The sequence below is a fragment of the Thiovibrio sp. Mzg5 genome (assembly GCF_055379285.1).
The window spans coordinates 1,941,399-1,957,279 of sequence record NZ_AP022872.1 but is presented as its reverse complement, the minus strand read 5'-3'; the positions used below and the strand labels follow the sequence as shown (position 1 = coordinate 1,957,279).

General features: G+C 54.1%; 12 protein-coding genes. All 12 read left to right on the top strand.

Annotated elements, in window-relative coordinates:
- Window positions 1–18 precede the first annotated feature (18 nt).
- A complete protein-coding gene (gene rplJ / locus ACZ46D_RS08985; protein WP_464927104.1) occupies window positions 19–546 on the top strand; it encodes a 50S ribosomal protein L10 in 528 nt (175 codons plus the stop codon).
- A 28-nt stretch (window positions 547–574) separates the two neighbouring features.
- Complete coding sequence (gene rplL / locus ACZ46D_RS08980) at window positions 575–958, top strand: 50S ribosomal protein L7/L12 (RefSeq protein WP_464927103.1); 384 nt, start codon at window positions 575–577, stop codon at window positions 956–958.
- Between the two features lie 258 nt (window positions 959–1,216).
- Window positions 1,217–5,317, top strand: coding sequence for a DNA-directed RNA polymerase subunit beta (gene rpoB / locus ACZ46D_RS08975; RefSeq protein WP_464927102.1), 4,101 nt, complete (start codon window positions 1,217–1,219; stop codon window positions 5,315–5,317).
- Window positions 5,318–5,377: 60 nt separating this feature from the next.
- The gene (gene rpoC, locus ACZ46D_RS08970) at window positions 5,378–9,439 is read left to right on the top strand and encodes a DNA-directed RNA polymerase subunit beta' (RefSeq protein ID WP_464927101.1); all 4,062 of its coding nucleotides are present in this window, start codon (window positions 5,378–5,380) and stop codon (window positions 9,437–9,439) included.
- A gap of 123 nt (window positions 9,440–9,562) precedes the next feature.
- On the top strand, window positions 9,563–9,934 hold the full coding sequence (gene rpsL, locus ACZ46D_RS08965) for a 30S ribosomal protein S12 (protein WP_464927100.1): 372 nt from the start codon (window positions 9,563–9,565) through the stop codon (window positions 9,932–9,934).
- Between the two features lie 35 nt (window positions 9,935–9,969).
- The gene (gene rpsG / locus ACZ46D_RS08960) at window positions 9,970–10,443 is read left to right on the top strand and encodes a 30S ribosomal protein S7 (protein ID WP_464927099.1); all 474 of its coding nucleotides are present in this window, start codon (window positions 9,970–9,972) and stop codon (window positions 10,441–10,443) included.
- 118 nt (window positions 10,444–10,561) lie between these two features.
- On the top strand, window positions 10,562–12,646 hold the full coding sequence (gene fusA, locus ACZ46D_RS08955; RefSeq protein ID WP_464927098.1) for an elongation factor G: 2,085 nt from the start codon (window positions 10,562–10,564) through the stop codon (window positions 12,644–12,646).
- A 34-nt stretch (window positions 12,647–12,680) separates the two neighbouring features.
- The gene (tuf, locus tag ACZ46D_RS08950) at window positions 12,681–13,871 is read left to right on the top strand and encodes an elongation factor Tu (protein ID WP_464927097.1); all 1,191 of its coding nucleotides are present in this window, start codon (window positions 12,681–12,683) and stop codon (window positions 13,869–13,871) included.
- 15 nt (window positions 13,872–13,886) lie between these two features.
- On the top strand, window positions 13,887–14,195 hold the full coding sequence (gene rpsJ / locus ACZ46D_RS08945; protein WP_307634065.1) for a 30S ribosomal protein S10: 309 nt from the start codon (window positions 13,887–13,889) through the stop codon (window positions 14,193–14,195).
- Window positions 14,196–14,264: 69 nt separating this feature from the next.
- Window positions 14,265–14,894 carry a 50S ribosomal protein L3 gene (rplC, locus tag ACZ46D_RS08940; protein WP_464927096.1) on the top strand — a complete coding sequence of 210 codons (630 nt, stop codon included), beginning with the start codon at window positions 14,265–14,267 and terminating at the stop codon, window positions 14,892–14,894.
- Between the two features lie 42 nt (window positions 14,895–14,936).
- Window positions 14,937–15,560 (top strand): 50S ribosomal protein L4, encoded by a 624-nt coding sequence (gene rplD / locus ACZ46D_RS08935; protein WP_464927095.1) that lies wholly within the window; start codon window positions 14,937–14,939, stop codon window positions 15,558–15,560.
- The gene (locus ACZ46D_RS08930; RefSeq protein WP_464927094.1) at window positions 15,557–15,847 is read left to right on the top strand and encodes a 50S ribosomal protein L23; all 291 of its coding nucleotides are present in this window, start codon (window positions 15,557–15,559) and stop codon (window positions 15,845–15,847) included. Before rplD ends, ACZ46D_RS08930 begins: the two co-directional genes overlap by 4 nt.
- Window positions 15,848–15,881: the final 34 nt, after the last annotated feature.

Below are 15,881 nucleotides of genomic sequence, written 5' to 3'. Positions count from 1 at the left end.
TTAAAGGAGGTAGAGGAATTGAATCGAGACGATAAGGTTGCGGTAATCGAGGAACTCAGCCGCAGATTGGCCCATGCCAAGTTTGCCGTTGTTTCCGATTATCGTGGTCTGACCGTGCCTGTCATCTCACAACTCCGCCGTGACCTCAAGCAGAGCAACGCCGAAATCCGTGTCGCCAAAAACACCTTGTTGCGGCTGGCCATCAAAGGAACCCCCTTTGAGCCCATGGATCAGTTCCTTGTTGGAACAACGGCAGTTACTTTCGCGGATGGGGATCCGGTGGCGCCGGCTAAGGTTTTGGTCGAGTTTATCAAGACGAACCCAAAGCTTGAAATCAAGACGGCAGTTTTAGATGGCAAATTACTTACGGCAGACGATCTGAGGGCATTGTCCACATTGCCTGGCAAGGATGAACTCCGGGCGCAACTGCTTGCAGTTATGCTCGCTGTTCCGACCAGTTTTGTGCGGGTGCTCAGCGCTGTTCCGCAAAAGGCGTTGTACGCATTGCAGGCAATAAAGGACCAGAAAGGTCAGGGCGACAACTAAACAAGAATAGTATCTGGAGGATAAAGCAATGGCAGTATCAAAGGAAGATGTAATTGATTTTATTTCTAACATGACAGTTCTCGAGCTTTCCGAGCTCATCAAGGAACTTGAAAATAAGTTTGGTGTTTCCGCTGCGGCTCCGATGGCAATGATGGCTGCGCCTGCGGCTGGCGGCGATGCAGGAGCTGCTGCGGAAGAGAAAACCGAGTTTGACGTAATTCTTGTCACTGCTGGCGACAAGAAGATCGGGGTTATCAAAGAGGTTCGCGCTATTACCTCTCTGGGCCTGAAGGAAGCAAAAGACCTGGTCGAAGGCGCACCCAGCCCGATCAAGGAAGGCGTTTCCAAGGATGAAGCTGCCGATATCAAGGCCAAGATCGAGGCTGCTGGCGGAACTGTAGAGATCAAGTAGTGTGAACACCGTCCTGTTTTTTTGCTGATCTTCTCAGGTATCAGCAAAAAAAAATAGCATTTCCCTGGGGCTGACCAAGCCCCAGGGATCAACAAGAGATGCAGCGACGCTACGGGGGAATCCCCGTAGCGTTCTTGCGTTCTTATCAAAGGGAGAGAATTTGGCCTCCAAGATTTACGGCACAATGCATCTTCTGACGCTCCACACCGGGGATCCCGTTCCCATCCGCCACCGCTAAACTGATGAGGGTATTGCTGCATGCAAACTATCAAACGAGTTCGGAAAAGTTTCGCCAAAACCAAGAGTATTGTTGATATCCCACATCTCATCGAGATGCAGGGGCTGTCCTATGAAAAGTTTCTGCAAAAGGACACTGAGCCAGATCAACGTTCGGACAGCGGTCTGCAGGGGATTTTTAAAAGTATTTTCCCCATTCAGGATTTCAACGGCACCTGTTCTCTTGAGTTTGTGCGGTATAACTTCGGAGAGCCGAAGTATTCCGTGGAGGAGTGTATCCAGCGGGGGATGACCTACGAGGTTCCCGTCAAGATTACGGTGCGTCTTGTTTCCTACGATACCGATGCTGAAACCGGCGTGCAGAATATCCGGGACATCAAAGAACAGGCTGTCTACCTGGGCAGCATGCCGTTGATGACCAAAACCGGGGTCTACGTTGTCAACGGGACCGAGCGGGTCATTGTCAGTCAGTTGCAGCGTTCGCCCGGCCTTTTCTACAGCCATGACGGCGGCAAGACCCATTCCGGCGGTAAGCTGCTCTATTCGGCCCGGATTATTCCGGTGCGTGGTTCCTGGATTGATCTCGAGTTTGATGCCAAGGATATCCTGTACGTCCGTATCGACCGGCGCCGCAAATTTCCGGTAACCACCCTGCTCAAGGCCCTTGGCTACAGCGGGGATGAACTGTTGCGCTACTATTACGACACGGAAAAAATTTCCGTGAGCCGTAAAAAATTCAAGAAAGAATTCTCGTCCGAGGTCATGGTTGGACAAAAGGTAACCCATGACATTGTTGACCCGAAAACCGGAGAAATTATTGCCAAGGAAGGCCGCAAGATAGGCAAAGTTCTGGCCAAGAAAATTCTTGAGGCCGGGGTCACCCATTTTGATATCGAAGCGGAGAGTCTGGTCGGCAAGTTTCTTGCCCGCGACATCGTGGACCCGAAGACGAAAGAGGTCATTTTTCCCTGCAACACGGAATTGACCGAGACCATGCTGGACGACATAATCGCGGCGAAGGTCGCCGAATTTGAACTCCTCTTCATCGACGGCATCAAGGTTTCCGATTCTTTCCGCAAGACCTTGGCTCTGGACAAGGTCAATACCCCGGAAGAGGCACTGCTGGAAATATACCGCAGACTGCGACCCAGCAGCCCGCCAACCCACGAGATCGCCTCGGCCTTTTTCGAGAATCTGTTTTTCAGCGCCGACACCTATGATCTTTCCGAGGTCGGCCGTTTTAAAATCAATGCCCGATTGGGCCTGAACACCGATATCGAGCACCGTACCCTGACCAAGGATGATATCATGCTGGCGGTAAGGTATCTGGCGCGTCTCAAGGACAGCCAGGGCCCCATTGACGATATCGACCATCTCGGCAACCGTCGGGTTCGGACGGTCGGCGAGTTGGTGGAAAATCAGTACCGTATGGGACTTGTCCGCATGGAGCGCGCTATACGTGAGCGGATGAGCATTCAGGAGGTTGAGGCTCTGATGCCCCATGACCTGATCAATCCCAAGCCCATTACCGCCGCGATCAAGGAATTTTTCGGCACCAGCCAGCTTTCCCAGTTCATGGACCAGACCAACCCCTTGTCCGAGGTAACGCATAAGCGTCGGCTGAGTGCTCTTGGACCGGGTGGTCTTTCCCGTGAGCGGGCGGGCTTTGAGGTGCGCGATGTTCATCCGACCCATTACGGCCGGATCTGTCCGGTGGAAACGCCTGAAGGCCCGAATATCGGCCTGATAGTTTCGCTTGCCACCTATGCCCGGGTCAATGAATTCGGTTTTATCGAGACTCCATACCGGAACGTCAAGGGCCGGAAGGCGACCAAAGAAGTTTCCTATATGACGGCCCTGGATGAACAGGAGCATGTCATTGCCCAGGCAAAAACCGAGCTGAACAGCAAAGGTAAGATTGTGCCGGACACCCTTATTGCCCGGCAGGACGGCGAGGTGCTCTCCACCGAGGCTGATGCTGTGACGCAGATGGATGTTTCCCCCAACCAGTTGGTGAGTGTTGCCGCCTCGCTTATTCCCTTTCTGGAAAACGACGATGCGAACCGGGCCTTGATGGGCTCCAACATGCAGCGCCAGGGCGTTCCCCTTTTGCGCCCGGAGGCCCCGTTGATCGGAACCGGTCTGGAGTTGACTGTTGCCAAGGATTCCGGCGTCTGCTTGCTGGCCGGCGGTGATGGGGTGGTGGAAGAGGTCGATGCCAACCGGGTCGTGGTCCGTTACGACAAACCCGGCACAGACGGTTTTACCACCGGCATCGGGATCTACCGCCTGGAGAAATATAAGAAATCCAACCAGAATACCTGCTTTACCCAGCGTCCCCTGGTGAATCCAGGCCTGCGAGTGAAAAAGGGTGACATCCTCGCCGACGGCCCGGCCTGTGACCTGGGCGAACTGGCCTTGGGCAAGAACGTGACCATCGCTTTCATGCCGTGGCGGGGCTACAACTTTGAGGACTCCATCCTGATCAGCGAGAAGATGCTGAAAAAGGATACCTATACCTCTCTCCATATCGAGGTGTTTGAGACCGTTGCCCGCGACACCAAGCTGGGCAAGGAGGAAATCACCCGCGACATCCCCAATGTGAGCGAGGAAGCGTTGCGCAATCTCGACGAGTCCGGGGTTATCCGCATCGGGGCGGAGATCAAGTCCGGCGATATTCTGGTGGGCAAGGTGACACCCAAGGGGGAAACCCAGCTTTCACCGGAGGAAAAGTTGTTGCGTGCCATCTTTGGGGAAAAGGCCGGCGATGTGAAAGATACCTCCCTCCGCGTCCCGCCTGGGGCGGAAGGGGTGGTTATCGACGCCAAGGTCTTTTCCCGCAAGGGGGTGGAGAAGGATGAGCGCACCCTGGCCATTGACGAGTTTGAGATCAAGACCCTTGAGCGGGATATGGAAGACGAGGTCAACTGCCTGAAAAAGGGCGTCCGTAACAGCCTGGCCGATCTTCTGGACGGGAAGACCGTGAAAAACGCGGTCAAGGACAAAAAAGGGGAAACCTTGCTGGCCAAGGGAAAGAAACTCTCCCGCGACGTGGTTGAACGGTTGTCTCTCTCCGGCATCAAGCTTATTGACTATGCCGAAAAAGACAAGTTTGAAGGCGAGGTGGCCCTTCTTTTCGAGCGGTACGAAAGCCAGGTCAAACTGGTGCGCGACCGTTATGAAGCGCGGATCACTCGGCTTAAGAAAGGGGATGATCTGCCGCCCGGGGTTATCCGGATGGTCAAGGTCTATGTCGCCACCAAGCGCAAACTGTCCGTGGGCGACAAGATGGCCGGCCGCCACGGAAACAAGGGTGTTGTTTCCCGGATCATGCCCGAAGAGGATATGCCCTATTTTGCCGACGGCACCACAGTGGATATCGTTTTGAACCCGCTGGGTGTTCCTTCGCGTATGAACGTGGGGCAGTTGTTGGAGGTACATCTTGGCCTGGCGGCCAAACGCCTTGGGCAACAGATCCAGCACCTTGCCGATCTGCAGCAGGTTGCGGCGGTGAAGGAAAAACTGCAAAAGGTGTATTCCGCCGAGGAGTATGGGCAGTTGACCGAAGGGTTGACGGATGAAGAGCTGTTGACCCTTGCCAAGCGCATGGGCTCGGGGCTGCATATCGCCACGCCGGTATTTGACGGCGCCCATGAAAGCGAGATCCGGAATCTCTTGGTTGAGGCCGGCATGGACGAGGTTGGGCAGGCCACCTTGTATGACGGCTTGACCGGAGAAAAGTTTGACAACCCGGTAACCGTCGGCACCATGTACATCCTGAAACTCCATCATTTGGTTGATGACAAGATCCATGCCCGTTCCACCGGCCCCTACTCGCTGGTTACCCAACAGCCCCTTGGCGGCAAAGCGCAGTTCGGTGGACAGCGTCTTGGCGAAATGGAGGTCTGGGCCTTGGAGGCGTATGGTGCAGCATATACTTTGCAGGAATTTTTAACAGTCAAGTCGGACGATGTGGGCGGTAGAACAAGGACATACGAGCGGATCGTTAAGGGCAATAATTTTCTGGAGGCAGGCTTGCCGGAATCTTTCAATGTTTTGGTGAAAGAGCTTCAGGGACTTTGTCTGGATATGGAACTGCTTGACGAGAAACCGGAAATTTAGGTCCAAAGTCTTTTGCCGTTCGAAGTGATTTGATTATTCAACATAGATAAGGGTGCTGCCGTGGAAGAACTTTTCAGCTTTTTTTCCAATCCGAAAGGACCGTTAAAATTCAATGCCGTGCGAATCTCCTTGGCCTCGCCGGAAAAAATTCGCGACTGGTCTCATGGTGAGGTGAAAAAACCGGAGACCATTAATTATCGGACCTTTAAACCTGAACGGGAAGGGCTGTTTTGCGCCAAGATTTTCGGCCCGGTCAAGGATTACGAATGCAATTGCGGTAAATACAAACGCATGAAGCACCGTGGGGTTGTCTGTGAAAAGTGTGGGGTTGAGGTTATCCAGTCGAAGGTCCGGCGGGAACGTTTGGGCCATATCGAACTGGCCGCGCCCGTGGCCCACATCTGGTTTCTCAAGAGTCTGCCGAGCAAGATCGGCAACATCCTCGATATGACCCTCAAGGAACTGGAAAAGGTTCTCTACTTTGATTCCTATGTGATCACCGCTTCCGATGAGCCCTCCTTGCCGGTCAGCTCCTTGCTGACCGAAGAAGGGTATCGGCAAGCCAAGGAAGATTTCCCCGGCAAGTTTACCGTTGGCATCGGCGCGGCCGCCATCCAGCAGATGATGCAGAAGCTCGATCTTGAGCCCCTGTCCAAGGTGCTTCGCCAGGAGATGCGGGAAACAGGTTCCGAGGCCAAACGGAAAAAACTGGCCAAGCGGCTCAATGTGGTCGAGGCCTTTCATGAATCCGGCAACAAGCCCGACTGGATGATTTTGGATGTTATCCCGGTTCTGCCCCCTGATCTGCGGCCTTTGGTGCCTCTGGAAGGCGGACGTTTCGCCACTTCCGACCTCAACGATCTCTACCGGCGGGTAATCAACCGGAACAACCGGTTGAAGCGTCTGCTGGAGTTGGATGCCCCGGAAATCATCATCCGCAACGAGAAGCGGATGCTGCAGGAGGCGGTGGACGTTCTCTTCGACAATGGTCGGCGCGGCAAGGTTATCACCGGTCCCAACAAGCGGCCGCTGAAATCACTTTCCGACATGCTCAAGGGCAAACAGGGTCGTTTCCGGCAGAACCTGCTCGGCAAACGGGTGGATTATTCCGGTCGTACCGTCATCGTGGTCGGTCCGCATCTCAGGCTCCATCAGTGCGGTCTGCCGAAGAAGATGGCCCTGGAACTCTTCAAGCCCTTTATCTACAACAAGCTGGAGATGCTTGGTTACGTCACGACCATCAAGAGCGCCAGAAAGATGGTGGAAAAAGGGACCAAAGAGGTCTGGGACGTTCTCGACGACGTGGTCAAGGAATACCCCATCATGCTGAACCGGGCGCCTACCCTGCATCGTCTCGGCATGCAGGCTTTTGAGCCGGTGCTGATTGAGGGCAAGGCCATTCAGTTGCATCCGTTGGTCTGTGCCGCCTTCAACGCGGACTTTGACGGCGACCAGATGGCCGTGCATGTGCCCCTTACGGTTGAGGCGCAGATGGAAGCCCGGGTTCTGATGATGTCCACCAACAATATCCTTTCCCCGGCCCATGGTGAGCCGGTTATCATCCCCTCCCAGGATATCGTTCTCGGTCTCTACTACATGACCCGGGATCGCCATTTCGCCGAGGGCGAGGGCAAGGCCTTCAGCTCGCCGGTTGAGGTGCGGATGGCCTATGACCACGGGGCCGTGCATTTGCAGGCCAAGATCAAGGTGCGGCGTCAGGGTGAGTTCGTGGAAACCACGGTGGGCCGGGTTCTGCTCGGCGAACTTCTGCCGGAGAATGTGCCCTTCAGCCATGTCAACCAGGTGATGGGCAAAAAGCAGCTGGCCAAACTCATTGATCATACCTATCGTCATGCCGGCACCAAGGCCACGGTTATTCTGGCTGATCGCTTGAAGGACATGGGCTACGAGTTCTCCACCAGGGCCTCGATCTCCATCTGCATCAACGACATGATGATTCCGGTGACCAAGGATGACCGGCTGGCGCAAGCCGAAAGTGCGGTGACCGAGGTTGAGCAGCAATACCGGGACGGCTTGATCACCGATGGTGAAAAGTACAACAAGATCGTTGATATCTGGTCGCGCTCCACGGATGATGTGGCCAACGAAATGATGAAGGAGATGAGCGTCCAGTACCTGCGTGACAAGGATAACAAGCTGTTTGAGTCTCCCAGCTTCAATTCCATCTATATCATGGCCGACTCCGGCGCCCGCGGTAGCCGGGACCAGATCCGGCAGCTCGCCGGGATGCGCGGCTTGATGGCCAAGCCTTCCGGCGCGATCATCGAGACCCCGATCAAGGCAAACTTCCGGGAAGGTCTGAACGTTCTGGAATATTTTATTTCCACCCATGGCGCGCGGAAAGGTTTGGCAGATACGGCTCTGAAAACGGCCAACTCCGGATATCTGACCCGACGGCTGGTTGACGTGGCCCAGGATGCAACCATCATCGAGAAGGATTGTGAAACCCTGGACGGAATTTTGATGGAAGCCCTGCTCGAAGGCGGCGAGGTGATCCAGCGGGTGGGCGATCGGATTTTGGGGCGTGTCGCCCTGGAAGACGTGGTCGATCCCTTTAACGGCGAGATTCTGGTCGAGGCCAACGAAGAGATTACCGAAGAGAAGGTCAATCTTATCGAGCAAGCCGGCATTGATCGGGTCATGATCCGTTCCGTGCTCACCTGTCAGGCGCGGCGCGGGGTCTGCAGTTCCTGCTATGGCCGTGATCTTGGCCGTGGGCACATGGTCAACATGGGCGAGGCGGTCGGCATCATCGCGGCGCAGTCCATCGGCGAGCCCGGCACCCAGCTCACCATGCGGACCTTCCATATCGGTGGTACGGCAAGCCGGAGCGTGGAACAGGCCGAGGTCCGTTGCCAACATGGCGGGACCGTGCAGTTCCATAACATGCACTATGTTCAGAATATTGCCGGGACCATGATTGTCATGAACCGGAATGCGGCCGTGGTCATCGTCGGTTCCCAGGGCCGTGAACGGGAACGCTATCAGATAAACTATGGCGCGCAGATCTTTGTCAAGGAGGGTTCGGAAATCGAGCCCGACACCCTGATCGCCAATTGGGATCCGTACACCATTCCCATCGTCAGCGAGATCGGCGGTGTGGTTAAATTCGGCGACATCCTGGAGGGTGTCACCATGCAGGAGCGTGTTGACCCGGTTACCGGGAAATCAAGCCATGTCATCGTGCCTTCCCGCTCCGGGCAGCATAACCCGCGGATTACCCTGAAGGATGAGACCGGGAAGACGGCAAAACTGCCGAAAACTGGCTCTCCGGCTCGATATTCCCTGCCGGTTGGCGCCCTGATCGCGGTGGCGGAAGACACCGTCATTGAGCCGGGAACCGTGCTGGGCAAGATCCCGCGGGAAACCACGAAAACAAAGGATATTACCGGCGGTCTCCCCAGAATTGCCGAACTCTTTGAGGTTCGCAAGCCCAAGGAGTATGCGGTCATTACCGAGATCGACGGCCAGGTAAGCCTTGGCAAGGATCTCAAGGGTAAGAAACGGGTGGTGATTACCCCGGAGGTGGGTGAGGCCAAGGAATATCTCATCCCCAAAGGCAAGCACGTCAGCGTACACGAGGGAGACTATGTCAAGGCCGGGGAGGCGTTGATGGACGGCTCCCCTGACCCGAATGACATTCTCCGGGTTATGGGCGTCAAGGAGCTGGCCAAGTTCCTGGTGAATGAAATCCAGGAGGTGTATCGACTGCAGGGGGTAAAGATCAACGACAAACACATCGAGGTAATCGTCCGCCAGATGCTGCGTCGGGTTCAGATCACTGGGGTGGGCGATTCCACTTTCATGCTGGGTGAGCATGTCGAGTGGTGGCGTTTTAAGGAGGAGAACGAGAAACTTCTCCTGGAAGATGGCCGCCCGGCAACCGCAGAGCCGTTGCTCCTTGGGGTGACCAAGGCCTCCCTCAGCACGGACAGCTTCATCTCCGCAGCCTCCTTCCAGGAGACCACCAAGGTCTTGACCAACGCGGCCATGGCCGGGAAGATCGATACCTTGCGGGGGCTGAAAGAGAACGTGATCATGGGCCGTTTGGTTCCAGCAGGCACAGGCTTTGATGAGTACGTTACGGGCAAGGACAATTAATATATATTTGCCTTGACAAGCATTCGCCCTTCGAGTAAATATGCCGTTTTCCTATGCCGCGCAGTGATTTTGGGCAGCGGGAGATGCTACTAATTAATATCAGTAATAGGGGAGTCGATTTCAATGCCAACCATTAACCAGCTGGTGCGGCACGGACGGAAAAGCAAGATGAGCAAGACCAATACGCCTGCGTTGAAAGGTTCTCCGCAGAAGCGTGGTGTTTGCGTCCGTGTGTATACCACTACCCCCAAGAAGCCAAACTCGGCGCTGAGAAAGGTTGCCAGGGTACGGCTGACCAACGGGATCGAGGTTACCTCATACATCCCCGGTATTGGCCATAATCTTCAGGAGCATTCTGTTGTCCTGATTCGCGGTGGCAGGGTGAAGGATCTTCCCGGTGTCCGCTACCATATCATTCGCGGCACCTTGGACACGCTTGGCGTTGCTAACCGTAAGCAGGGTCGTTCCAAGTACGGAGCCAAGCGGCCGAAATAAGCGGTTTGCCTACTGCTTGAGAAGGAGTTTTAGAGATGCCTAGGAAAAGACTTGTAGCAAGGCGTGGGATTGAACCGGATCCGCGTTTCAATAGTGTGCTGGTTTCGAAGTTTGTCAACGCCTTGATGGAGTGTGGCAAAAAGAGCATCGCCCGCGGCATTTTTTACGGTGCCATGGATATGATCGAGAGCCGCATCACCGAGGCCGATCCTATTGTGGTGTTTGAGAAAGCCATGGAGAAGGTGCGTCCCCGTCTCGAGGTGAAATCCCGTCGGGTTGGTGGTGCTACCTATCAGGTGCCGGTCGAGGTTCGCCCTGAGCGGAGAAATGCCCTGGCAATTCGCTGGTTGGTTAACTTCGCCCAGAAAAGACCTGGGAAAACCATGGCTGACAAGCTGGCCGGCGAACTTGCCGATGCCTACAACAACCGTGGCGCTGCTGTAAAGAAACGCGAAGATACGCACCGCATGGCCGATGCCAACAAGGCGTTTGCCCATTACCGCTGGTAATTCTTGGGCTCTTGGTTTTCCTTGGTTGACAAAACGATGGGGAGGAGGTATTAACACCAATCCTTGTCGGACGGGCTGGGCTTGTGCAGCCTGTAAATAAGTGACCAGGGGAAAAAGAGTGGCTGGGAAAGATTCGCTGCAGTACCTGCGCAATATAGGCATCATGGCCCATATTGATGCAGGCAAGACAACAACAACGGAACGCATTCTTTTTTATACAGGGCGTTCACATAGGATGGGTGAGGTTCATGATGGCAATGCCGTTATGGACTGGATGGAGCAGGAGCAGGAGCGCGGCATAACCATTACATCGGCTGCCACAACCTGTGAGTGGAAAGGCCACACCATCAATATCATAGACACACCGGGGCATGTTGATTTCACCGTTGAGGTGGAACGGTGCCTCAGGGTTTTGGACGGCGCCATCGCGATTTTTTGTGCGGTGGGAGGGGTTGAGCCCCAGTCTGAAACCGTATGGCGGCAGGCGGATCATTACAAGATCCCCAGGATTGCCTACATAAACAAGATGGACCGGCTCGGCGCGGATTTTCAGCGTTGCGTTGTGATGCTGAAGGAGAGGTTGGGAGCAAATCCTTTCCCTCTCCAGCTCCCGGTCGGAAAGGAAGAGACATTTAGGGGCATCATTGATCTCGTCGAAGAGAAGATGATGCGCTTTGATGAAGATACAAAGGGATTCAAGGTTGAGTACGAGCCTGTCCCCGATGAATTCAAAAAAGAATCAACGGCCGCACGGATGGCCCTTATCGAGAAGTTGGCCGACTTCGATGATGGGGTCATGGAAAAATTTCTGAATGAGCAAGTTGTAACGGTTGATGAGATCAACCGGGCAATCAGGGCTGCAACGTTGAACCTTGATATCGTGCCAGTCCTGTGTGGCAGCTCCTTTAAGAATAAAGGGGTGCAGCCATTACTGGACGCAGTAGTCGCCTATCTGCCTTCGCCTCTTGATGCGCCTCCGGTGCAGGGAGTTAATGCAGATGGTGGGTTGGAAACGAGAAAGGCAAGCGACGATGAGAATCTGTCCGCCCTTGTTTTCAAACTGACATCCGATCCTTTTGTGGATATCCTTGCGTATGTGCGCGTCTATTCCGGCGTAATTAAAGTCGGGGATAGGGTGTATAACCCAGGGAAGAAGAAAAAGGAAAAGATTGGCCGAATTGTCAAGATGCACGCCAACAAAAGGGAAGAGGTTGGTGAGCTGAAGGCCGGTGATATTGGAGCAGTGGTTGGGTTACGCTTTTCCATCACCGGGGATTCACTCTGTGAGTCGGGAGATACCTTTACTCTCGATACCATGGATTTTCCCGAGCCGGTTATCAGCGTTGCCATTGAGCCCAAAGGGAAGGCGGACGAAGAAAAGTTGAGGGACAGTCTGGCGAAGATTGCCTTGGAAGATCCCTCCTTTACCGTGTCCATCGATCCTGATTCGGGCCAGACCCTTATTTCAGGGATGGGCGAGCTGCACCTTGAAATTATTGTTGACCGGCTTATCCGGGAGTTCAAGGTCGGGGCCAATATCGGCAAGCCACAGGTTGCCTATAAGGAAACCGTAACCGCTCTCGGCAAGGCGGAAGGAAAGTTTGAGCATCCGACCACCGCTGGTAAAAGCCAGTATGGGCATGTCTGGTTGCAGGTCGAGCCCCTTGAGCGCGGCGAAGGTTTTCGCTTTGAAAGTTGTATTGCCGAGGATGTTATCCCGCCGGCAATTATTCCGGCCATAGAAAAGGCGGTACACGATAGCCTGGATGCCGGAACCTTGATCGGCTTTCCGATTGTTGACCTGAAAGTCAGTTTGGTTGACGGTTCCTATCGCGATGAGGATTCGACCGAACAAGCCTTTGGGGTGGCCGCGGCCATGGCTTTCCGCAAGGCGGTGTCCGAGGCGGGCCCGGTTTTGTTGGAGCCGGTTATGGATGTGGAAATAATCTTGCCCGAGTCATATCTCGGCGAGGTAATTTCCGATTTGACTGCCAAGCGGGCAAAAATACACGGGATGGACAGCCGGGACGGTGCCAGGCAGGCAGTGAAAGCGCAGGTGCCTCTGGCTGAGATGTTTGGCTACTCAACGGATTTACGTTCCGCCACCCAGGGGCGGGCAAATTTCACCATGCAATTTGCCGCATATGACAGGGTGCCGGATCATATAAGTGGAAAGATAATTAAGCGGATTCGAGGCCTTTAAGTCGAGAGACGCAAGCAAAGAAAGAGGAAAAGACATGGCAAAAGAGAAATTTGAGCGCAAGAAACCGCATGTAAATATTGGGACGATCGGCCACATCGACCATGGCAAGACCACCCTGACCGCGGCCATTACCCGGGTATTGGCCACCAAGGGCTTTGCCAAAGCGACAGCCTTTGACCAGATCGACAAGGCTCCGGAAGAAAAAGAGCGCGGTATCACCATTGCGACCGCCCATGTGGAATACGAGTCCAACAAGCGTCATTACGCCCATGTGGACTGCCCGGGCCATGCGGACTACATCAAGAATATGATCACCGGTGCGGCGCAGATGGACGGCGCTATCCTGGTGGTTGCCGCCACGGACGGCCCCATGCCGCAGACCCGTGAGCACATCCTGCTTGCCCGTCAGGTAGGTGTTCCCTCCATGGTCGTCTTCATGAACAAGTGCGATATGGTTGACGATCCCGAGCTCATCGAGCTGGTGGACATGGAGCTGCGTGAGCTTCTGACCAAATATAATTTCCCCGGCGACGACACCCCGATTATCCAGGGCAGCGCTTTGAAGGCTTTGGAGAATCCGGAAGACGAGGCTGCGGCCAAGTGCATCTGGGACCTGATGGATGCCTGTGATAGCTTTATTCCTGAGCCGGCCCGCGACATCGACAAGCCGTTTTTGATGCCGGTGGAAGATGTCTTCTCCATCTCCGGCCGTGGCACGGTAGCCACCGGTCGTATCGAGCGCGGTAAAGTAAAGGTTGGGGAAGAGATCGAGGTTGTCGGCATCCGGGCAACGGCCAAGACCACGGTCACCGGGGTGGAGATGTTCCGCAAGCTTCTCGATGAGGGCATGGCCGGCGATAACGTGGGCGTGCTCCTCCGCGGTCTGAAGCGTGAGGATATCGAGCGCGGTCAGGTTCTGGCCAAACCGGGTTCCATCACCCCGCATACCAAATTCGTTGCCGAAGCCTACATCCTGTCCAAGGATGAGGGCGGACGTCACACCCCGTTTTTCAACGGGTATCGCCCGCAGTTTTACTTCCGGACCACGGACGTGACCGGAGTAGTGCAGCTGCAAGAGGGCGTTGAGATGGTAATGCCCGGTGACAACGTGACCATCGAAGGACAGTTGATCACCCCGATCGCGATGGAAGAAGGACTTCGTTTCGCGATTCGCGAAGGCGGCCGTACCGTGGGCGCCGGCGTTATCAATAAAATTATCGAATAAGGTGGAGCGAGCATGATTCAGACACAGAAAATACGCATCAGGCTTAAGGGGTACGACCATAAGCTTATCGATCAATCCACCTCTGAGATTGTCGATACTGCAAAGCGTACTGGTGCAACTGTTGCTGGGCCGATTCCTCTGCCGACCACGATCAACAAGTTTTGTGTGTTGCGGTCTCCGCATGTGGATAAGAAGTCCCGCGAGCAGTTTGAAATGCGCACCCACAGACGGCTGTTGGACATACTTGAGCCGACGCAGCAGACCATTGATGCACTTATGAAGCTCGAACTTTCCGCTGGCGTTGACGTCGAAATCAAGCTTTAGGATTATGAAACGGTTGTACTGGGTAACGGTACAGTTGCTGTCTAGAGAAGAAAAAAACAGGTAGGAACAATGCCTAAAAAATTAGGATTACTGGGGAAGAAGATTGGCATGACCCGGATCTATACCGAAAACGGCTCTGCCGTTGCGGTAACGGTCATTGAAACTGGACCCTGTGTGGTGCTTCAGAAGAAAACCGTTTCCGGGGAAGGATACGATGCCATTCAGGTTGGGTTTGGCTCCAAGAAAGAGTCTCGCTTGAATAAGCCGGATGCTGGACATGTTAAGGCATCCGGAAAAGGCGGCTTTTATCATATCAAGGAGTTCCGGGTTGCAGATCCCAGCCAGTTTGAAGTGGGGCAGGCACTCTTGGTCTCGGATCTTTTCAAGGTCGGCGACATCATCGATGTGAGCGGGGCTGTGAAGGGCCGTGGTTTTCAGGGTGTTATACGAAGGCATGGTTTTAAGGGCGGCCCCTCTGGCCATGGTTCCATGTTCCATCGTGCTCCCGGCTCCATTGGTTGTAGCGCCTGGCCGAGCCGGGTTATTAAAGGGAAGAAGATGCCTGGGCATATGGGCACGAATATGATCACCAAGAAAAACGTGACCATTATGGATATCCGGCCGGAGCAAAATGTGCTTGTCGTCAAAGGCGGCGTGCCTGGCGCAAAGCAGGGTTTGCTACATATTTATACAAAATAATGAGTCTTAGTTTCCTTAAGATTTATTTTGGGGGTGCCGGAAATGGCAGTTACTGAAATATTCAATGTAGACAATGTGAAAGTGGGTGATCTTGAGTTGAACGACAACTTGTTTGCCGTTCCAGTCAATCCCCATATTATCCATGAAATTGTGAGAATGCAGCGTGCTGCTCGCCGGGCTGGTACTGCCTGTACCAAAACCAGGACAGAAGTGCGCGGCGGCGGCAAGAAGCCTTGGAAGCAGAAAGGTACTGGTCGCGCTCGGGCCGGGAGTCGCACTTCTCCTCTCTGGCGCGGTGGTGGCGTAGTTTTTGGCCCCAAGCCCCGCGATTATTCCTTCAAGGTTCCCAAGAAGGTTAAGAAGCTCGGCCTGCGCATGGCTTTGAGCTCTCGCTTTAGCGATAATCTGGTATTGGTCCTTGATAATTTCAAAATTGATGAAATCAAGACCAAGCGATTTATCGGGGTGATGAACAACCTGAAGATCGAGAATGCCTTGATCGTAATTCCTGAGCGTGATGATCATCTTGAGCGCTCGTCTCGCAATGTGCAGGGTTTTAAGGTTATTCCGACGGCAGGGCTGAATGTTTATGACATTTTGCTCCACAAACATATTGTTCTACTGCAGCCTTGCATTGGCCAGCTGGAAGAGAGGTTGTTGTCATGAAAAACATGTTCAGCATTATTAAAAAGCCTTGCCTGACAGAAAAGGCTCTTGGCTTGCAGGAGACCAACAATCAGGTTGTTGTCAAGGTTGATCCCCGCGCCAATAAAATTGAGATCAAAGATGCCGTTGAAAGACTGTTCAGCGTCAAGGTCGCCAAGGTGCGAACCGCAAATATGCATGGCAAGAAAAAACGTGTGGGCAAGAGCTTCGGACAGCAGTCTGACTGGAAGAAGGCCATTGTTACTCTTGAAGAAGGGAATAAGATTGATTTCCTTGAGAAAATTTAAGGGAAAGTCTCGTCGGCAAGAGTTGTAATTTTTT